Here is a 20,263-nt window from a genome sequence, read left to right on the forward strand (position 1 = left end):
TCACGCTGTCGCGGACTCCGTTGTCGTCGCCTTGCCATTACTGCGCCCGGATACCAAAACGGCTTGCAGTGAGGTGTATTCGTAGTCGTCCAGCGGGAATCGCTGGTTGCCGCGGCGCGCTTCGAAGAATCCCGATGGCCGGATATATGTGCTGTCGCCCTGCGAGTTTCGGTAATAGGTCGGCACGTGCGCGTTGAGTTCGGCCAGGTAATAGCGCAGGAACGCCGCCCTGCGGTGAATGCGCTGATGGTAGGCATCGTGCACGGATTGGCGCACCTCCACCCTGGTCGCCTGACGACGGCGGGCTTCGGTGATGGCACGCACCGCGTGGTCCGCCGTCATTTCGACGAAGGCGTGCCAGCCGCTACCGGTCCACGAGTACGGCCCGACCAGCATCCAGCGGTTGGGCAGCCGCGGTAGCGCGACGCTCTGGTAAGCCTGGAGTCCTTGTTCGTTGTAGAACGCACTGAGATCGAAGCCGTTGGTGCCCACGATCATTCCGGGCCGATAGGTCTCCGGGTCGCAGAAGACCTCGTATCCGGTGGCGAGCACGATCATGTCGAACTCGTGCCGGGTGCCGTCGCCGGTTTCGATTCCGGTCGCGGTGATCGCCCGGATCGGGTCGGTGACCAGCGCGACATTGTCCCGGTTGAAAGCGAAGGTGAACCCGGACATGGTGGGGCGCTTGGCAATCGGACCGTAGTTCGGGGTGAGCGCCGCCGCCGTTTCCGGATCCCGCACCACCCGTCGCAGGTAGCGCCGGTACGCACCGATCGCGACATTGTCGAGGGTGCGCAGCGCGGGACGCACCAGCCACATCGGCGCGGTCACCCCCGCCCGCAACACCAGATCCACCGCGACCAGCACCCCGCCGTGAATCCCGGCCTGTACTCCCGGAATTCGGAGCATCGACTGCACGGCAGCGGGCACCTGCGCATCGGGCTTGGGCAACGACCACACCGGCGTGCGCTGGAAGACCGTCAGACTCGCGATCGAACGCGCCAGCGCGGGCACGATCTGCACCGAGCTGGCCCCGGTCCCGATCACCGCGACCCGCTTGCCGCGATAGTCGTAGTCGTCATCCCAATCGCTGGGCCGCTGCAGCTTGCCGTGGTAGTCCAGCAGCCCCGGAATGCCCGGATCCGCTTTGGGGTTCACGAACGCGCCGACCGCACTGATCACGTATCGCGCGGTGACCTCCCCGCCGCCGGCGAGATGCAAACGCCAGACATGCCGGTTCTCGTCCCATTCCTGGCGCGTCACCTCGGTGCCGAAGCGCAGGTGCGGATACAAACCGAACCGCCGCGCCACCTCGACGTGGTACGCCTTCACCTCGGCCCCGCGCGGAAAAACCCGGCTCCAGTCCGCTTTTCGCGCGAACGAATACTGATAGGCGAGCGCCGGGATATCGACACTGAGCCCGGGGTAATGGTTTTCGTGCCAGCTGCCGCCGACGTCATCGGCGCGCTCCAGAATCACGAAGTCGTCCAGCCCGGCGCGGATCAGCTTCACCCCCGCCGCGATCCCGCCGGGTCCCGCTCCGATGACGACGATCTCGTGGTCGTAGAGCTTCGTCATCGCTGCGCTCCTACAGTTTTCAGCTGTACCGGCGCGGCGGCCGTAGCCGGTCGCGCCGTGAAGGAGTAGTGGCTGAACGGGAAGTACTTATTGCCCAGCCACATCTCGAAGTGCGTGCTCGGCCGGATCGGCGCCGGATCACCCTGATAGTTCACGTAATAGGTGTTGGAGTCCGCGCACGCGTCCGACAGCCACATCGTCTGCGCACCCCGCTTCTGGCACTTCCGGAAGTAGGCGTCGTGCGGTTCCTGTTTGATCTCCACCGCCGTGGCCCCGCGGCGGCCCGCCTCCTTGATCGCCCGGGCCGCATGCCGGCTGGTGCACTCGATCATCGCGAGATACGAGCCTGCCGCGAACCCGTACGGCCCGGTGATCAGGAACATATTCGGGAATCGCGGCACGCTGACGCCCTGATAGGCCTGGTAGCGCTCGCGATCCCAGAACTCCCCCAGCTCCACGCCGTCCCGCCCGACCAGCGGATAGGGCGGGGTGAATCCCTTCTCCATGACCCGGAATCCGGTGGCGCACACCAGCACATCGATCTTGCGGAGCTTCCCGTCCGCGGTCACCACCCCGGTTTTGGTGATCTTCTGGATCGGGTCGGTCACCAGCTCGACATGCTCTTCGGTGAAGGTCCGCAGATACCGGTTGGACACCGAGGGCCGCTTACACCCGGGCGCATAGTCGGGCGTCAATTGTGCTGCCAGCGCGTCATTTCCGGGCAATTGTGCCTTGTAGAGCGCGCCGCCGCCGCGCTGCGCCAGTTTCACGACGCCCGGGATATAGCTGTGGAACACTCCGACACCGGAGATGCCGAAGTCGATGCCCAGGGTCACCGCGGCGCGGATCACCCGGCGCAGCGGACCCACATTGACCATGATGTTCTTGGCCAGTTCGGGGATCGGGAAATCGGCCTTCGGCACCACCCAAATCGGCCTGCGCTGGAACACCGTCAGCCGGGAGGCGACGTCGGCCAGCTCCGGAATCAATTGCAGCGCGGTCGCACCCGTCCCGATCACCGCGATCTGTTTACCCCGGTAGTCGTAGTCGTGGTCCCAGTCGGCGGTGTGCACGACTTTCCCCGCGAACTTGCCGATGCCCTCGATCTCGGGCAGCTTGGGGACCTCCAGCCCGCCGACCGCACCGACCACGAACCGCGAGGTGACTACCTCCCCGGTGTCGGTGCGCCCGCGCCACAGGTGCTGCTGCTCGTCCCATTCGCCGCCGACCACCTTGGTGTTCAACCGGATTCGGGAACGCAGCCCGTAGGCGTCGACCACCTGATCGGCATACGCCTTCACCTCCGCGCCCGGCGCGAACATCCGCGACCACTGCTTGGGCGGCTCATAGGAGAAGCTGTAGTAGACCGACGGAATGTCCACGGCCACACCGGGATAGGTGTTGGCATGCCAGGTGCCGCCGATATCGCTGTTCTTGTCGACGATGAGGAAATTGTGGATACCGGCCTTGCGCAGTTCCACCCCCATGCCGATGCCGCCGAAACCCGCCCCGATCACCACGACGTCGTAGTCGGGCCGTTCGCCCGACGCCGGTCGCTCCGCGCGCTGCAGTGCAGTCGACATGGTTACCTCCGTTGGTAGTCCACTATCGACGGTAGCACTGTCTGGGACGGATGGGAATCACCCGATTCGGCGGACCTCGGCCTGCTCCCGCCGCTCCCGCACACCGGCCAAATCGACAGGGCCGCTGGGCTTCCGTGGCTGCGCCTCCAGTGCTTCCTCCAGCTTCGGTAGCCAGCGCACGATCTCGTCTCGATACGGCCCTTCGGTTTCCAGCTGCGACAGCGTCCCGATCAAGGTCAGCGCCGACCGGGCGAACGGCGTGAAATAGGCGGGCATGGTCAATTGCCTTGTCACATTCGACAATTCGAGTTTCGTCGTCCGCTGGACCTGGGTGCGCAGCCACGGGGTGGTCAGTCGATATCTGGAACGACGAAAAGGCTCACTGGCGGCCTGCACCGTCTTGAACAACGCGTCGATATCGAAAACCCGGCTCGATTCCACGAATCCGTGCCGGCGCGCGGCCAGCTCCAGATCTTTCGGCCCGCCTTTGAAAATCGCGGTGCAGTAATCCAACGCGAGCTCGTCGAAACCCGCGGGCGGCCACGGGCAGCAGGCGCCGAAATCGACGATGCCGAGCCGTCCGTCGGGCAGCACCCGGAAATTCCCGGGGTGCGGATCGGCATAGAGCAGTCCGTCGCGAGCCCACCCGGACAACACGAAACGCAGCATGAGCATGCCCAGCCGATCCCGTTCGTCCTGGCTGCCGTTCGCGAGCACCCGGGTCAGCGGCGTGCCGTCGAGCCATTCGGTGATCAGCACATCGCCGCGCTGCGCCACCACATTCGGGATGCAGAAATCGGGATCGTCGGCATAGGCGGCGGCGAACGCACGCTGATGCTCGGCCTCGGCGGCGTAATCGAGTTCGGCCCGCACGCCGTCGCAGATCGCCTCGGTCACGCCCTTCACGTCGGCGCCGGAGAGAAACACCGTGGCCAGCATGGAAATACGGCGCAACTGCACCAGATCGCCTTCGATCGCGGCCCGCGCACCGGGGTACATGATCTTTACCGCGACCCGGCGGCCGTCCTGCCACACCGCGCGATGCACCTGCCCGATGGACGCGGCGGCGGCGCGGCGATCGTCGAATTCCTGGAAATGCCAGCGCCAATCCGCGCCCAGGTGCTCGGCCATGGTCGCGTGCACCATCGCCGGCAGCATGGCCGGGGCCGAATCCTGCAGCTGGCTCAGCGCGACTGTGTACGGCTCGGCCACCTCGCGCGGCAACGCCAGACCATAGATCGCCAGCAGCTGCCCGAGTTTGGCCGCACACCCCTTCAGCTCACCCAATACCTCGAAGATGTGCTGGGCCGTGCGCAATTGGATGTCGCGATTGATCTCGCTCGACGAACGCCCGAGCACCCGCTTACCGACCCCCGCGGCCTGCCGCCCCGCGTACGCCACCGGCAACGCCGCCAGTTTGGCACTGCGCACCGAGCTCCGTACCGGCGGCTTCTTTCCAGAACCCAGCCCAGTCATGAATCACCTCACACTCTGCGCTGACCAGTGTTACCGCAGGTGCGGTATGGCACAAGAGGGCCTAGACTGTCTGGGATAATTGGCCCAGACTTGAGAGGTGGCATCGATGGGATCCCAAACGGTAGTCGCCGACGTTGCCGACGAATTGGCGCGCCGGGTTGCCGCAGGGGAATATCAGCCAGGGGATTTGATGCCCTCGGTCCGCCAGGTCGCCGAGGAATTCCAGATGAACCGCGCGACCGCGCAGCTGACTCTCGGGCGGCTGGAGTCCTACGGTTTCGTCGAAGCACGCCGGGGCAAGGGGTTCACCATTCGTGACGTCCGGGAGGCGGGCGGCATCGATGTGTACCGGCATCTGTTTCGTTTTTCCAGTCCCGAGGTCGCGATCGACATGTTCCGCGACATCGTGGAAGTCGAACGCGGGATCGTGATGGAGGCGCTGCTCGCTTACACCGGCAGCGCGCAGGAGATCGAATCGGCGGAATTGAAATCGGCCGTCGACGAGATGGAAGCGCTGGCGCGCCTCGAAGTTCCGGATTTCCACCGGATTCTCGATATCGAACTCACGCTGGTGCGCACCCTGCTGACCAGTATCGGTTCGAGCATGCAGCGCGCGATCCTGAATTCCATCGGCGACATGGTGCTCGAAGTACCCGAAGCCATCGAAGCTTTCTTCGCCGGCGCCGCGGACCTGCATGTGCTGGTATGGCGGGCGCTGATCGCGGTGTGGGAATCCGGGTCGGGGCCCTCGGAGGCGCAACTGGCGCTGTTCGAGGACCTGTTCGGGATGTACCACGAGAAGGTCGTCGCGCGCTTCAACGAGCTCGTCGGCGCCGTCGGCGAAGCGGAAGAGGCGCACGCGGCCACCGCGTAGGGGAACGCCAGGTTGACCGACTGTCTGGGACGCCATACCGTGGGGTGACGGCCGAACAAGGGAGTTCACCATGGCAGGCAGCAGACGCACCGGTTTTGCGCGATCGGCGAAGCTCGCGAGCCTGCCCATGGGCATCATGGCCCGCCGGGTCACCGCGACCGGCAAGGCACTGGTCACCGGCGCCTCCCGCGGCGACCTCGACGACGCGCTGATCGAGAAAGCCGCCGACGAGGTCTTCGCTGTGCTCGGTGAACTCAAGGGCGGCGCGATGAAGCTCGGGCAGGCGCTCAGCGTCGCGGAGGCGAGTATTCCGCCGCGCTTCGCCGACCGCTACCGCACCGCGCTGGTCAAACTGCAGTCGCAGGCGCCGCCGATGTCCACCCGATCGGTGCACCGCATGCTCACCGAACAGCTCGGAACCCGTTGGCGGGACCGGTTTTCCGTGTTCGACGACGAGCCGGTCGCCGCGGCCAGCATCGGCCAGGTGCACCGCGCTGTCTGGCACGACGGACGCACCGTCGCGGTGAAAGTGCAGTATCCGGGCGCGGATACCGCGCTGCTGTCGGATCTGAAGATGCTTCAGATGTTCTCCGGCGCCTTCACCAAGCTGATGCCGGGCGCGGACGCCAAGGGCCTGATCGACGAGTTCATCGCCCGCACCGCCGATGAGCTGGACTACCGCATCGAATCCGCGCATCAACGGCGCTTCGCCCTGGCCTTCGACGGTGACCCGCGATTCTTCGTGCCGAAGGTGATCGCGAGCGCCCCGAAAGTGCTTGTCACCCAATGGCTGGAAGCCACCCCGCTGGCGCAGATCATCACCGGCGGTTCGAAAGCGCAGCGCGACAGCGCCGGACTGCTGCTGGCCGAATTCGGCCTGAGTTCACCGGCGCGCGTCGGCTACCTGCACTGTGATCCCCATCCCGGCAATTTCCAGCTGCTCGATGACGGCCGGTTGGGCGTCATCGACTTCGGTGCGTCCATCGCACTGCCGCAGGGCATTCCCGCAGTCATCGGAGAACTGGCCCGGCACGCCGTCGCCGAGGACTACCTCGCGGCGGCGAAGACATTGCAGGACAACGGATTCCTGCGCCCGGGCCAGCAGCTGGAGATCGAACCGATCCAACGCCTGGTCGCACCGATCGTCGCCCAGATCGACGGCGACAACCTGCACATCAGCCGAAAACTGTTGCAGGGTCACACCGCTCGCGCACTGGACGTGAAGAACATGTCGATGAACAACGCGATGGCGATCAAGGCGCCCGCGCAGTGGCCCGAATTGGCCATGCTCGGAAGGACATTCGCCGGGGTTGTCGGTGTCTGCGCGCAGCTGGACGCGGAAGGTCCTTTCCTCGGCCTGGTGCAACGATGGCTGCCCGGCTACGCCGCCGATGGGGCCGCGGCCTAGGAGCGACCGGCGGGCAGGAAAGTGTCCAGCAGCGTGCTGATTCGCGGTCGCTGATCCCCGACCAGACCCGAGCCGACCAGCACACCCAGGGCGATGGACAGCACGGTGAGCAGCGCCGAGACGATCACATGCAGCCCATTGGGATCGGACTGCCCGATCAGGTCCGAAACCCCGGTCAGCCCGATCCCGCCGGGCACCAGCATCCAGAACGCGGGCAGGAACGCGACCTGCGACGGCGGCGCGTTCTTGCGGCGCTGCACCAGGTAGGCGGCCGGGACCGCGATCAGCCCGCCGAGGAAAGCACCCAGCACCTGTCCGGAGAAGTGCCCGCCCAGCGCCTGCGCCGCGTAGGTCACATAGAGCACGATCAGCAACCAGCCCAGGGATTTCGGCGGCGCGCTGGCCCGCCAGGAATGCCCGATGCCGATCAGCAGCACGCCCAGGAACGGCGCCCACCAGCCCAGCTGATCGACCCCGCTGGATTCCGGGACCGGGTGCCGCCCAAGCCCTTCCAGCCCGATCAGCAGTCCGAAGGACAACAGCAGCAGCACATTCATGCCGTAGATGAGCCGGCTCGCCCCGGCCACCATGGACCCGGTGGCCAATTCGATGGTGCCGTTGGTGAGCATGGCCCCGGGCAGCATGGTGGCGACCGCCGGGATCAGCAGCTGGCTGGGATGCCCGCCGGACAGCTGCGCCGGGAACCGGAACGCCACCCACGAAACCAGCGCCGCGGCGGTGACCGGCAGCGCCAGTGACAGCAGCGGGATCCGGTGCGCGAGCCACACCAGCACGCCGACCAGCCCGCCGAGCACGCAGTAGCCGACGAGCGCGTGCGCGGCCGGGTTGAGCATCAGCCCCAGCCCGACGGTGAGCACCACCTGCCCGAGCATGGTCAGCAGCACCGGGTTGCGCGGTTCCGAGTCGAAGATGCCTTGCAACGACCTGGTTACCTCGGTGGGCGGCGGCAGCTCCGCCTTCACCCGATCCAACAGCCGGTACAGCGCCGCGATCTGGTCCAGCCGCAGGGTATCCACGGAGGCGCTCAGGATGTCGACCGCGGAACCGTTCGCGTCCTGGATCCGCACGAAGACCCCGGTCGGCAGGACGAAGAAATGCACGCCCTGCGCGCCGTAGCGGTGGGCCAGTTCGTCCAGCATCGACTGCACTCGGTTAGTGGTCTCACCAGCCCCGATCAGGGCGACACCGAGCCAGCGCAGCAGATCGAGCAGGTCCGCCGACACCGGTGGCTCCGCGAGCGGAGACGGCTTGGGCGGCAACGGCGCCCGCGCCGCGTCCCAGTGCCGCAACAGGAAATCGGCAAGGTCCCCGAACCGCCCGTCGACCCACGACCTCACCCGTCCCGAGTGCACGCTGCCCGCTCACCTCCCTGCCGTTACCGGTTTCGGGCAAGCCTATGGCAACCATCGGTGCCGGACTTCGAACTGCGCTACGGCCTTACAGCGCGTCGTTGAGCTTGTTCAACCGGTCGCAGGCGTCGACGTACTCCTGGATCAGGCGCGCGACCACATCGGCGGAACGCTCGACCTTGTTCATCATGCCGACGACCTGGCCGACCGGATTGAAGTTCACGTCCTTGGCCTGCTCGGGGTAGCGATGCCCGCGCTTGACACCATCGATCGCCACCATCATCTGCAACGGCATGCCCAGCGGCTTCGGGTTCTCCGGCGCCTCCCAGGCTTCGGTCCAGTCGTTCTTGAGCATGCGGGCCGGCTTACCGGTCCAGGCGCGGGAGCGCACGGTGTCGTTGCTGGAGGCCTCGAGATAGCTCTGCATCTGGGCAGGCGGCACATTGGCCTCCTCGACCGTGAGCCAGATGGAACCGGTCCACACGCCGGCCGCGCCCATCGCCATCGCGGCGGCGACCTGGCGGCCGTTGCCGACACCGCCCGCGGCGAGCAGCGGCAGCTCGCCGATCGCGTCGACCACCTGCGGCCACAACACCATCGAGGAGACCTCACCGGTGTGCCCGCCGCCCTCGGTGCCCTGGCAGACGACGAAGTCCAGGCCCGCCGCCTTGTGGTTGAGCGCGTGCTTGACCGAACCGCACAGCGCGCCGATCAAGCGGCCGGAGTCCTGGATCTGCTTGATCACGTCGTCGGGCGGGGTGCCCAGCGCGTTCGCGACCAGCTTCGCCTTGGGATGCTTGAGGATGACTTCGATCTGCGGCGCGACGGTAGTCGCGGTCCAGCCGAGCAGCTGGGTGACCTGCTCCTCCTCGGGCAGATGCGGCACGCCGTGGTCGTTGAGCAGTTTCTCGGCGAAATCCCGGTGGCCCTGCGGAACCAGTTCCGCCAGTTTGGCTTCCAGTTCCTCGGGGCTCAGGCCCTCGACGCCCTTACCCTCGTACTTGGACGGGATCACCAAGTCGACGCCGTAGACGCCGGTGACGTGCTCGTCCAGCCAGGCCAGCTCGACCTCGAGCTGTTCGGCGGTGAAGCCCACCGCGCCGAGCACGCCGATGCCACCGGCATTGCTGACCGCGGCGGCTACGTCGCGGCAGTGAGTGAAGGCGAAGATGGGGAACTCGATCCCCAGCCGGTCGCAGATTTCGGTACGCATGGCGTGCTGGTCTCCCTCGCGGAACTGGTTACAGTTTTGCTGCGGCCCGCAACGCTCGAAACTGCCGCATACCGCGAGTATCGCCGTGGCGCGGCAGCGGCAGCATCGACTGGCGGGTGCACCATGAATTGACAGTAACACGTTCTAGTTTTGTCGGTACAGCCTCAATTTCTCCTTAACCGGGACGCCGAATCCGGCACCGACCCAATAGGATCGCGATGTTCGTTTGGGAGGGAGTGACCTTGACCGGCGTTATGGAAAGTCCGTCGACCACGCTGCCCGGCTGGTTCACCGAGCTGTTCGCGCATCGGCGGTGGGTCCGCCGCGCCACGCCGTTTCCGCACGTCTATGTCCGCGATGTGTTCGTCGACGAGTTCTATCAGCGGCTCTCGGCCGAATACCAGCGCGTGCGCCGCGAACGGCCGGCGGAATTCCACGAGGTCAACGAGAACTACAGCGCCGACTCGATCTCGCTGAACAAGCTGCGGAGTGGGCCGCTGGCGCTGTTCACCTCCCGGGAATGGCACGACCTGATCGCGGGTGTCGCCGGCGTGCCCGGGACCGGCGACATCGAGGGGGGCGTGCACCACCACCCGCCGGAGAGCCCGCGCGGCTGGCCGCACAGCGACCTCGCGCCCGCCTGGTTCCCCGGCGAACCGCCCGCGCCGGATGAGACCCGGCTCCCCGACAACACCGTCGACATCCAGAACGGTGAACGCGAACCCGATGTCGCCGCCCGCGAATTGGTGCGCGGCGTGGCGATCATGTTCTACCTCGCCAACGAGCCGAATTGGAACGCCGGCGACGGCGGCGAGACCGCGCTGTTCGCGCATGTGCACGGCCGTCACGATCCGGAGCCCGACCTGCTGGTGCCGCCGCTGAACAACTCCATGGTGATCTTCGAGTGCACGCCGCGGTCCTGGCACACCTTCGCGGGCAACAACGTCCACGATCGCAACTGCGTGGTGATGTGGCTGCACCGGCCGAAGTCCGAGGCCGTCCGGCGCTGGGGAGAGAACCACATTGTCGAGTGGTGAACGCCGCGTCTGCCTGCTCACCGGCGCGGGCGGTCAGCTCGGCGACGAATTCTGCCGCCGCCTCTATACCGAATACGACATCGTCGCGGTACATCGCGAGCGGGTGCCCTCGGCGCCCTCCCAGCACGAATGGTTCATCGACCCGTTCCAGCCGGACGGCGCTGTGCCGGAGAACGATTCGCGCGTCCATCTGATCAGGGCCGACCTGACGGAGCCGGGCGAGGTGGAGCGGGTCGTGGACCTGGCGCTGGCCCGGTTCGGCCAGGTGGACCTGCTGGTCAACAACGCGGTGCACATTCCCACCCATCTCTACGGGCTCGTCGACGGCGACGCCGCACTCGACGATTTCGATCGCACCTTCCGCACCAACGTCGGTGTGCCCCTGCGCCTTTCAACCCGCCTAGCGCAGCGCAGCTGGCTGCACGACCGCGCCGGGAACCAGACCTGGAACCGCAATATCGTCAATGTCTCCTGCGTCTACGGCACCGAGGTCTTCCCCGGCGGGCAGGCGCTGCACGCGGCGTCCAAGGCCGCGCTGAACCATCTGACCCGGCATATGGCCGCCGAGTTCACCGAATTCGGGATCCGCGTGAATGCCATCACGCCCAACAGTTTTCCGGGTGTCGTGCCGATCGAGAACGTGCTGCGCGCCATCTTCGAACTCGACAACGGCGATATGACCGGCGGCGTCTTCGACGTCGATTTCGAATCCGGGGAACCGCCGGCGGGCAGGCACGCCCTGCCCGCCTGACGGCGCGTCAGCGCTGGTAGCTCACCCCGGTCAGCTGCTCGGACAGGTCCCAGAGCTGCTCGGCGAAAGCGGGATCCACCGCCTGCTTGACGCTCGGCGGCTCTTCCTTGAACCGGTGGAAGTACTTGCCGTTGATCGCCGCGGCATCCGGAGTGGTCACCAGGTGCACCATCGGTTCGGCGCCCTTCTCGGGCCGGATGAAGAACGGCCGCGACAGCGGCGAGCGGATGAGCGCGCCGACCCCGAACGGAATGTTGTCGTACACATTGGTGGCGACCGCACCCGGATGGAACGCGGCGGTGACCAGCGCGGTGCTCGCGGTGCGGCGCGCCAGCTCCCGGGTGAACACGATATTGGCCAGCTTGGAGCCGGCGTAGGAGCCGAGCATCGAGAACGAGCCGGTGGGCGCGTTCGCGGTGTCCAGGTTCAGTTTCGCGGTCCGATAGGTCACGCTCGAGGTGTTGATGACCCGCGGCTGCGGAGCGGCTTGCAGGCGTTCCAGCAGGAGCGCGGTCAGCAGGAAGCCGCCGAGATGGTTGACCTGGAAGGTCCGTTCGTTACCGTCGGCGGTGACGGCGCGTTCGGCCCAGGAGCCGCCCGCGTTATTGACCAGGACGTCGATCTGGGGAAAACGCCCCAGCAGTTGATCGGCGAGCTTGCGCACGTCGTCGAGCCGGGCGAAATCCGCGAGAAAATGCGCCGCACCGATCTTGTCGGCGACCTGCGCGGTCCGCTCCGGATTGCGCCCGACGACCGCGACCGTCGCACCGCGCTCGGCCAGCCGCTCGGCCGCCACCGCGCCGATCCCGTTGCTGGCGCCGGTGATGACCACCGTCTTGCCCTGTAAGTCCTTGTCCTGCACTGCCATAACTTCCTCCCTGGATTGCCTACCCTCCCTGATCGTCGATGGTAAGGAAGAGTTCTTCAAGGGCGCATACCCGCGGTCGCGCCGAAGATGTCTCCCGGACTGCGACCGGCGGGTGCGGTTCTGGCAGGCTGATCACCGCGCGGACGTCGGCGTGTTGGCGCCGAACGTCCCGGCGGGCTGCTGCATACTCACCACGGGGTGGCCCGCCACTCAGCGCAGGATGCAGCTCAACTCGATCCGAAAGTGCCGATACGACATGCGAGTCGACGGGCGGGACATCCCGGTCACGGGCAGCCTGCTGCAGCCCCTGACCAGGCGGACCACCGACATAGTTCGCGTCGTGCTGGCCGCCGCCTGGCTGGGCATCATCATCGCCGCGTCGGTGATCACCCGCCCGGAATGGCTGGCGCTGGAAAGCTCCGTCTCCGATATCGTCAGCTTCCTGACGCCGGATCAGTCGAATTTGGTCTATCTCGTCTACGGCGTGCTGATCCTGATCCTGCCGTTCGCGATCCTGGTCGAGTTGATCATCGGCAGACAGTGGAAGCTGCTGGCCGGATACGCGGCCGCGGCGCTACTGGCCGGGTTGCTGCTCTCGATTACCGGCACCGGATTGTCCGCGCCGCAATGGCATCTGCAGGTGCCGGATCGCCTGGACACCTTCCTGTCCCAATTCCTCGACGACCCGCGCTGGATCGCCATGATCGCCGCGGTGCTCACGGTGTCGAGCCCGTGGCTGCCGCGGACACCGCGGCGCTGGCTGTGGTTCCTGCTGCTGTTGTTCGCACCGATCCACCTGGTGCTCTCGACCGTGGTGCCCGCCCGAGCCATGCTCGGGCTGGCGGTCGGCTGGCTCGTCGGCGCCGTCCTGGTGTGGCTGGTCGGCACGCCGGCGTTGGAGGTGCCACTGGACGCCGCCGTGCGGGTGCTGGCCAAGCGCGGGCACACCGTCACCGCGTTCCGGGTGGTGCGCCCGGCCGGGCCCGGTCCCCTGGTACTGGCCGCCGCCACCGTCGGCGACGAAGGTGACCTGAATGTCGAGCTGTACGGCAAGGATCAGCGCAGTCACGGCGCGATCCGAATGCTGTTCCGGTGGCTGACCATCCGGCGCGGCGAAACCGCGGCCCTGCACGGGTCCATGCATCGCGCCGTCGAGCATCGCGCGCTGATGGCCGTCGCGGTCGGCGATCTGGGCCTGGCCGCCCAGGACACCATCGCGGTCGCTGCGCTCGATCGCGGCTGGATGCTGTACGCGCACACCATCCCCCGCGGCAAGCCGCTGAGCGAACTGACCGCCGAGGACCTGCCCAGTGTGTGGAGATCGCTGCAGGGCCTGCACAGTGGCCAGGTGTCGCACGGCGACCTGCGGCCCGAAGAGGTCCGGCTCGCTGACGACGGCATCACCCGCTTCGCCGGTTTCGGCAATGCCGAGTTCGGCGCCTCCGAGGTGCAGCAGAAATCGGATATCGCCCAGCTGCTGGTGCTCAGCTCCGCGGTCTTCGGCAAGGAAACCGCGGTGCGGGCGGCGATCGACGCGCTCGGCGAGGAGCCGGTGCTGACCGCCTCACCGCGACTCACCAAGTCCGCCATGCCCTCCGGGATCCGCAAGTCGATCCCCGAGTGGAAGTCCGTACTCGCCGGGACCCGGGACGAGGTGCGCGAGCAAACCGGCAAGGACAAGATCGAAGCCGATCAGATCACCCGGTTCAGCCGCAAGCAGATCATTCAGCTGGCACTGCTGATCGGCCTGGTCTATGTCGCGTATCCGTTCATCAGCCAGGTGCCGACCTTCTTCACCCAGTTGAAAACGGCGAACTGGTGGTGGGCACTGGCCGGGCTGGGTGTCTCGCTGCTGACCTATATCGGTGCGGCGGCGGCACTCTGGGCCTGCGCTTCCGGGCTGGCGTCGTTCCCGAACCTGGTGATCATGCAGATCGCCAACACCTTCGCCGCCACCACCACGCCGGCGCGCGTCGGCGGCCTCGCGCTCAGTGTGCGGTTCCTGCAGAAGAGCGGGCTCGGGGCGGTGCGCGCGACCGCGGCGGTGGCCTTGCAGCAGGCCGTGCAGATCATCACCCACCTCTCGCTGCTGCTGTTGTTCAGCGTGGTGGCGGGCACCTCGACGAATCTCTCGCATTTCGTACCCGACGCGACCGTGCTGTATCTGGCCGCCGGTGTCGGCGTCGGCGTCATCGGGACCTTCATGTTCGTCCCCAAACTGCGCCGCTGGCTCAACAATTCGGTGCGCCCGCAGTTGCAGGAGGTACTGGGCGAACTCGGTGATCTGGCCCGCGACCCGAGGCGGTTCGCCATCATCGTGCTCGGCTCGGCCGCCATCACCCTCGGCATGGCCGGCGCGCTGTGGGCCAGCGTTCAGGCCTTCGGCGGCGGCGCCAACTTCGTCACCGTCACCATTGTCACCATGATCGGCGGCACCCTCGCCTCGGCCGCGCCCACCCCCGGCGGCGTCGGCGCGGTCGAGGCCGCCCTGATCGGCGGCCTCGCCGCGTTCGGCCTGCCTCCGGCCATCGCCGTCCCCAGCGTCCTGCTCTATCGCGTCCTGACCTGCTGGCTGCCGGTCTTCTGCGGTTGGTTCACCATGCGCTGGATGACGTCACGCAACCTGATCTAGTCCGGTTTGACGGCGAGCAGGGCACCGGTGATCGGCCGTACCGCGGTGAACTCGATGTCCCGGAAGCCGGTCTGCCGCAGCAGGTCCCGGTAGCGGCGGATGTCGACCGCGGCCACCGGATCGGCGTCCGGGCCGATCGCGGCGTGATCGTGGGTCTTGCGCCCGGCCGAGCGGCCCATCGCGCGGATCAGTGCCGGCAGGACGAGGCCGCGCGGATGGGTGTCGGCGAGCAGGATTCGGCCGCCGGGCCGCAGCACCCGAAACATCTGGGCCACCGCGGCGGGCCGATGCGCTTCCGGGATGTGATGCATGACGAAGGTGCAGGTCAGCACGTCGAGACTGGCATCGGGCAGTGGGAGTTGCTGGGCCGGAGCGAGTTCGAAGGTGCAGTTGGGCAGGTGCGCGGAGTGAGTGGTCGAGTAGGCGATCATCTCCGGGGAAGGATCTACGCCGGTCACCGATCCTTCGGCACCGGTGCGCTGGGCGAGGTGACGTACCAGATCGCCCGGCCCGCAACCGATGTCGGCCACACGGTTGCCCGGCCGTACACCGCTCAGGACCGCCAATTTACGGTTGAGCGAGGTGCTGCGGCCGAGCATGAACACCGAGCGGAAGATCAGGTAGCTGCGCGGATTGGTGAGCAGGATGCCGACCTCGTCGGCAGGGTTCGCGGAGTGCGTCGTGGATTCGTTCATAGCTTTATGGTCAGCGGGTAAGGCGGTATCTACCAGGAACAATGCGCGGCAAACAGTTCGTTTCCGGACACCTTGCCGGGTATTGTCCGGCTTCGGGAGACGATATGAACGAGAGCGCGGATCGCCGCGTCCGCCGGACCAGGCAGCTGCTGCACCGGGCGTTGATCGAGCTGATGCTCGAGCGCGGGTACGACCGAATCACGGTGCGCGACATCCTCGAACGCGCCGATGTCGGACGATCCACGTTCTACGCGCACTTCCGCGACAAAGACGATCTACTGGTGGTGAGCAGCACCGAGTTCCTGCGAACGGCCCTGAGTGCGGCCGAACGCAGTGCGCCGCATGCCGATTGGGCACCGCCGGAGTCCGATCCGCTCGCGCCGATGTACACCATCTTCTGGCTGACCGCCGAATACTCCGATGTGTACCGAGCCTGGCTGGGCCGCAAGAGCAGCGGCGAGCTGTTGCGCGCCTACCAGGCGGTGCTGGCCGAGATACTCAGCGAACGACTGGCGGATCGCCTCGATCTGGACAAGGCCGAGCTGGCCGCCACGGTGACGTTCCTGTCCTGGGGCGTGGTCGGGCTGCTCGGGGCGATCGCGCAAGACGATCCGCCGACTCCCCCGCGCGAGGCGTACCGGCGCCTGAATCAGCTGGTCGAACCCGGGCTTCGCGCCCAGCTGCGCTGAACTCAGCGGCGGCGCAACAACTCCAGCGCCACCGCCGAGGTGAGACTGCCCGCGGTGACCAGCTCCAGGTTGGCCAGGGACGCGGCGTGCGCCTCCGAGGTGGCGGCGGTGACGCAGTCGGTGACGACGTGCACGGTGAACCCGAGATCGGTGCCGTGGCGCGCCGTCTGCTCGACCGTGAGATTGGTGGCCACGCCGGTCAGAAAAAGAGTGTCGACCTCGTGTTCGGTGAGCCATTCGACGATCTTGCTACCGGCCAGACCGGACAGCTTCTGGTTTTCGAAGGCCACCGTGTACCGCCCGGCCATCTCCGGAATAGTCTGCGCCCCAGCCGATCCCGGGCGGAAATCGGTCTGCCCGGCCGCGACCGAGCGCATGAAACCGGTGTTGCGGACCAGCTCGCCCTCCCCGATCGGGATGGTGAAGCGAGTGAACACCACCGGCACCCCGGCATCGAGGGCGCCCGCGTGGAAGCCGACGGCCCGGCGCACCACCCCGCTGCGTGCGACGGGGGCCGCCAGCATCGGCCCGAAGAAGCCCTCGGGCCGAATCACATTCACCTGCCAGTGCAGTCCGAGCACGGCGGCGCGGATGCGGGGAGTAGCCATGGGCCGATCATGAAGCATCCGCACCGGCGGCGCACGGTTCAGGCCGAATAATCCTTGCGGAGCTGTACTTTGACTACCTTGCCGCTGGCGTTGCGGGGCAGTTCCGGGATCACGACCAGGTCTTTCGGGTGCTTGTAGCGGGCCAGGTTCTCGTTGAGGAACGGTTCCAGTTCCGCGATGGTCAGCTCCGCCGCGGGGTCGGTGAGCGCGACCACCGCGACCGGCACCTCGCCCCATTTCTCGTGCGCGCGCCCGATCACCGCGGCCTCGCGGATCTTCGGGTGCGCGAACAGCACGTTCTCCACCTCGGCGCAGTAGATGTTCTCACCGCCGGAGATGATCATGTCCTTCTTGCGATCGACGACGTAGACGAAACCGTCCGCGTCCTGACGCACCAGGTCACCGGAGTGGAACCACCCGCCCGCGAAGGCCTCCGCCGTCGCTTCCGGCTTGTTCCAGTAGCCCTGCATGAGAGTCGGTCCGCGGTAGACGATTTCGCCGATCTCGCCGGGCGCGACATCGTTCATCTCGTCGTCGACGATCCGGGTCTGGATGGTGGGGATGGGCTTGCCGACCGAGCCTAGCTTCGTGATCGCGTCCTTGCCCTCCAGAACGCAGGTGATGGGCGACATCTCGGTCTGCCCGAACACCGCGACGTTCTGCGCCTCCGGGAAGCAGTCGGCCATGGCCTGCAGCACGGTGTCCGAGGCGGGCGCCGCGCCCCAGCTCAGCATCTTCAGCGCCAGCTTGCGCTGCTTGACGGTCGGCTCGTCGCAGATCAGCTGCCACTGCGCGGGCACGCAGAACGCCGTGGTGGCCCCTTCGCGTTCCACCGCGTCCAGGTATTCGGTCGCGTCGAAGGCGCCCAGCGGATGCAGGATGGTCTTGCCGCCGAGCATGAAATACGGTGCGAGACTGCCCAATCCGGCGATGTGAAACAGCGGCGAGGTACAGAAGCCGACCGAGTCGGGCGTGATCTCCATGGCCCGGATACAGGTCAGCGCCTGGGCGTTCATGTTCGCGTGCGAGAGCACCGCGCCCTTGGGGCTGCCGGTGGTGCCCGAGGTGTACATGATCAGGCTCGGGGTGTCTTCGGGAATGTCGAGCGGGGTGTGCGCCGCGCCGCCCTCTTCGAGCAGCTCATCGAAGCCCAGTACGCCCTCGCCGGACTTGCCGTTGATGACGACGCAGGTCGCCAGCGTGGGCGCCTGCGCCTGCACCGCGGTGGCCAGCGGCTGCAGCACCGTGTCGGTGACGATCGCCTTCGCGCCACTGTCGCCGACGATGTAGGCGACCTCGGGCGGGGTGAGCCGGAAGTTCACCGGCACCGCGATCGCGCCGAGCGCGTTGATGCCGAACACGGCCTCCAGGTATTCGGGGTAGTTCAGCGCCAGCAACAGCACCCGGTCCCCGAAGCCGACGCCGCGGCGGGCCAGCGCGTCGGCGAACTTCTGCGACCGCTCGTGCAGCTGCGCCCAGGTGGTGTCCTGCCCCCGGAACCGCAGCGCGACCGCGGCGGGGCGCATCAGCGCGTGCGTCGCGAGCTGGTTGTTCCAGTGGTTGCGCCGCGAACGAATCGGCTCGTCGAGCGCTTGGGCACCGTTGGTCATGAGTTGAGCTCCTCGCCGGCGGCCCACACCGTCGGGGCCGACTGAGACGAGAATAACAACTAACTTAATTCAGCGGCAAGAGCGAATCTATGTGCGGGAAATCCAGGTAGTCGATCGTTTTATAGCGAATCACGGCTCACTTCCTGCTTGTATACCAAGCGACTCTCGTGTCACCATCAAGGCCGAAGTCCGACAGACATACAGGAGAGCGTCGATGCTGCGTACCAGGTTCACCGAGACCTTCGGGGTGGAGCACCCGATCGTGCAGGGCGGCATGATGTGGGTCGGCCGCGCCGAACTCGTCGCCGCCGTCGCGAACGCCGGCGGCCTCGGTTTCATCACCGCGCTCACCCAGCCCACCCCCGAGGACCTGCGCAAGGAAATCGCGCGCACCCGGGAACTCACCGACAAGCCGTTCGGCGTGAACGTCACCATCCTGCCGTCGATCAACCCGCCGCCGTACGCCGAATACGTGCAGGCCATCATCGACAGCGGCATCAAGATCGTGGAAACCGCGGGCAGCAACCCGGAGCCGTTCCTGCCGTACTACCGCGAAGCGGGGATCAAGGTGCTACACAAGTGCACCAGCGTCCGGCACGCCCTCAAGGCGCAGAAGATCGGCGTCGACGGCGTCAGCATCGACGGCTTCGAATGCGCCGGCCACCCCGGCGAGGACGACATCCCGGGGCTCATCCTGATCCCCGCCGCGGCCCGCGCGCTGGACATCCCGATGGTCGCCTCCGGTGGCATCGCCGACGCCCGCGGCCTGGTCGCGGCGCTCGCGCTCGGCGCCGACGGTGTGAATATGGGCACTCGCTTCCTGTGCACCCAGGAGTCCTCGATCGATCAGAAGGTCAAGGAACAAATCGTCGCCAACAGCGAGCTCGACACCCAGCTCATCTTCCGCACCATGCGCAATACCGCTCGGGTCGCGGACAACGAGATCAGCCGCAAGGTCGTCGAGATCGAGAAGTCCGGCGGCACCTTCGACGATGTCCGGGAACTGGTTTCCGGTGCGCGCGGCCGTCGCGTCTTCGAGGACGGCGACCTCGACGCCGGTATCTGGTCGGCCGGCCTGGCGCAGGGTCTCATCCACGACATCCCCACCTGTGCCGAGCTCATCGAGCGGATGGTCACCGAGGCGGAAGCCCTCATCAAGGCGCGCCTGGCCGACTTCGTCGCCTGACGACTGCCGAATGAATCTTTCAGTACGAAGCTGCCATTGAGCCCCGACCAGGTCTTACATACCGATCGGTATGCGTTATTTGGACAAATCGGATGTCTCGGTAAAGATCTCGGCCGGGTCGGGATTTCTTCTGCAGTGGGAGTACTGAATGTCATTGTCGCGCAAAGCAGCCCTGGTTGCGGTCGCCACGATCGCGCTGGCTACGGCCGGGGCCGGTGCGGCACAGGCCGAGCCGGGGCCGGACGGGAGTTTGTACGGCTCGTTCGCGTTGAACGAGCGGAACGGCGACTCCGGATGGGGCGCGAACTACCCGGACTGGGCGGCGTCGGATGCCAGGGCGCTGGAGGAGTGCGGCAGCGCCGACTGCGTCATCGTCGTGCGCTTCCAGGACGAGTGTGCCGCTATCGCGGTGAATTCCGACAACGAGTGGATCGAGGGCTACGGCCCCACCCTTCGGCTCGCCGAACTGACCGCGATCCGCAATCTCGGGCCGCTCGATCCGCCGTTCCCGAACTTCGGTAGCGCGGCGCCCAAGACCGCCGAGATCCTGATCTCGGCGTGCGCCAACTGACGAACCGATAGGCAGGACAGGGGTGTTCGCGCTGCGGCGCGGGCACCCCTTCGCGCTGGATGCGGCGGAAAATCCTTCGACCGCGGGAACGGTGCGGACGTAGGCTGGCGCGAT

General features: G+C 66.8%; 17 protein-coding genes. 8 read left to right on the forward strand and 9 right to left on the reverse strand.

All coding sequences use genetic code 11. The annotated features are described in order from the left end of the window. The 3 genes from IBX22_RS16980 to IBX22_RS16990 are packed head-to-tail and all read right to left on the reverse strand — an operon-like array spanning nt 1 to nt 4,637. Nucleotides 1–1,578, reverse strand: a complete 1,578-nt coding sequence (locus IBX22_RS16980; RefSeq protein WP_194816525.1) for an NAD(P)/FAD-dependent oxidoreductase — start codon at nt 1,576–1,578, stop codon at nt 1–3. Beyond that, nucleotides 1,575–3,161 (reverse strand): NAD(P)/FAD-dependent oxidoreductase, encoded by a 1,587-nt coding sequence (locus tag IBX22_RS16985; RefSeq protein ID WP_194816526.1) that lies wholly within the window; start codon nt 3,159–3,161, stop codon nt 1,575–1,577. The genes IBX22_RS16980 and IBX22_RS16985 overlap by 4 nt, the downstream gene beginning before the upstream one ends. Before the next feature lie 57 nt (nt 3,162–3,218). Further along, nucleotides 3,219–4,637, reverse strand: coding sequence for an AarF/ABC1/UbiB kinase family protein (locus tag IBX22_RS16990; protein ID WP_228538847.1), 1,419 nt, complete (start codon nt 4,635–4,637; stop codon nt 3,219–3,221). A 106-nt stretch (nt 4,638–4,743) separates the two neighbouring features. On the opposite strand from IBX22_RS16990, the gene IBX22_RS16995 reads away from it, so the two are divergent. Further along, complete coding sequence (locus IBX22_RS16995) at nt 4,744–5,511, forward strand: FadR/GntR family transcriptional regulator (RefSeq protein ID WP_194816527.1); 768 nt, start codon at nt 4,744–4,746, stop codon at nt 5,509–5,511. A 70-nt stretch (nt 5,512–5,581) separates the two neighbouring features. Continuing rightward, nucleotides 5,582–6,919: an AarF/ABC1/UbiB kinase family protein gene (locus tag IBX22_RS17000; protein ID WP_194816528.1), complete on the forward strand. Its 1,338-nt coding sequence runs from the start codon at nt 5,582–5,584 to the stop codon at nt 6,917–6,919. On the opposite strand, the gene IBX22_RS17005 is transcribed toward IBX22_RS17000, so the two are convergent. Both IBX22_RS17005 and IBX22_RS17010 read right to left on the reverse strand, forming a co-directional pair. Further along, entirely contained in the window at nt 6,916–8,277 is a 1,362-nt protein-coding gene (locus tag IBX22_RS17005) for a threonine/serine exporter ThrE family protein (protein ID WP_194816529.1), read from the reverse strand. The two genes, IBX22_RS17000 and IBX22_RS17005, sit on opposite strands and share 4 nt — an antisense overlap. 100 nt (nt 8,278–8,377) lie before the next feature. Continuing rightward, on the reverse strand, nt 8,378–9,502 hold the full coding sequence (locus IBX22_RS17010; RefSeq protein ID WP_194816530.1) for a nitronate monooxygenase: 1,125 nt from the start codon (nt 9,500–9,502) through the stop codon (nt 8,378–8,380). Between the two features lie 218 nt (nt 9,503–9,720). Between IBX22_RS17010 and IBX22_RS17015 the strand changes: the two genes are divergently transcribed. Further along, nucleotides 9,721–10,539, forward strand: a complete 819-nt coding sequence (locus IBX22_RS17015) for a 2OG-Fe(II) oxygenase (protein ID WP_228538848.1) — start codon at nt 9,721–9,723, stop codon at nt 10,537–10,539. Next, entirely contained in the window at nt 10,526–11,290 is a 765-nt protein-coding gene (locus IBX22_RS17020) for an SDR family NAD(P)-dependent oxidoreductase (RefSeq protein WP_194816531.1), read from the forward strand. The genes IBX22_RS17015 and IBX22_RS17020 overlap by 14 nt, the downstream gene beginning before the upstream one ends. A 7-nt stretch (nt 11,291–11,297) precedes the next feature. Here IBX22_RS17020 and IBX22_RS17025 read toward each other — a convergent pair whose 3' ends face one another. Further along, nucleotides 11,298–12,158 carry an SDR family NAD(P)-dependent oxidoreductase gene (locus IBX22_RS17025; RefSeq protein ID WP_194816532.1) on the reverse strand — a complete coding sequence of 287 codons (861 nt, stop codon included), beginning with the start codon at nt 12,156–12,158 and terminating at the stop codon, nt 11,298–11,300. 256 nt (nt 12,159–12,414) lie between these two features. Here IBX22_RS17025 and IBX22_RS17030 point away from each other — a divergent pair, with 256 nt between their 5' ends. Next, a complete protein-coding gene (locus IBX22_RS17030; RefSeq protein WP_194816533.1) occupies nt 12,415–14,790 on the forward strand; it encodes a lysylphosphatidylglycerol synthase transmembrane domain-containing protein in 2,376 nt (791 codons plus the stop codon). Here the strand turns inward: IBX22_RS17030 and IBX22_RS17035 are convergent. Then, on the reverse strand, nt 14,787–15,485 hold the full coding sequence (locus tag IBX22_RS17035) for a methyltransferase domain-containing protein (protein WP_194816534.1): 699 nt from the start codon (nt 15,483–15,485) through the stop codon (nt 14,787–14,789). The two genes, IBX22_RS17030 and IBX22_RS17035, sit on opposite strands and share 4 nt — an antisense overlap. A 104-nt stretch (nt 15,486–15,589) precedes the next feature. Between IBX22_RS17035 and IBX22_RS17040 the strand changes: the two genes are divergently transcribed. After that, on the forward strand, nt 15,590–16,174 hold the full coding sequence (locus tag IBX22_RS17040) for a TetR/AcrR family transcriptional regulator (protein WP_194816535.1): 585 nt from the start codon (nt 15,590–15,592) through the stop codon (nt 16,172–16,174). Between the two features lie 2 nt (nt 16,175–16,176). On the opposite strand, the gene IBX22_RS17045 is transcribed toward IBX22_RS17040, so the two are convergent. Then, nucleotides 16,177–16,782: a cysteine hydrolase gene (locus IBX22_RS17045; protein ID WP_194816536.1), complete on the reverse strand. Its 606-nt coding sequence runs from the start codon at nt 16,780–16,782 to the stop codon at nt 16,177–16,179. A 38-nt stretch (nt 16,783–16,820) separates the two neighbouring features. Beyond that, on the reverse strand, nt 16,821–18,392 hold the full coding sequence (gene fadD5, locus IBX22_RS17050; RefSeq protein ID WP_194816537.1) for a fatty-acid--CoA ligase FadD5: 1,572 nt from the start codon (nt 18,390–18,392) through the stop codon (nt 16,821–16,823). A 214-nt stretch (nt 18,393–18,606) separates the two neighbouring features. Here fadD5 and IBX22_RS17055 point away from each other — a divergent pair, with 214 nt between their 5' ends. Further along, on the forward strand, nt 18,607–19,578 hold the full coding sequence (locus tag IBX22_RS17055; protein ID WP_194816538.1) for a nitronate monooxygenase family protein: 972 nt from the start codon (nt 18,607–18,609) through the stop codon (nt 19,576–19,578). Between the two features lie 148 nt (nt 19,579–19,726). Beyond that, a complete protein-coding gene (locus IBX22_RS17060) occupies nt 19,727–20,149 on the forward strand; it encodes a DUF4189 domain-containing protein (RefSeq protein ID WP_194816539.1) in 423 nt (140 codons plus the stop codon). The last annotated feature ends 114 nt before the right edge of the window (nt 20,150–20,263 follow it).

This window comes from Nocardia sp. XZ_19_385 (assembly GCF_015355755.1).
Lineage (GTDB): Bacteria > Actinomycetota > Actinomycetes > Mycobacteriales > Mycobacteriaceae > Nocardia.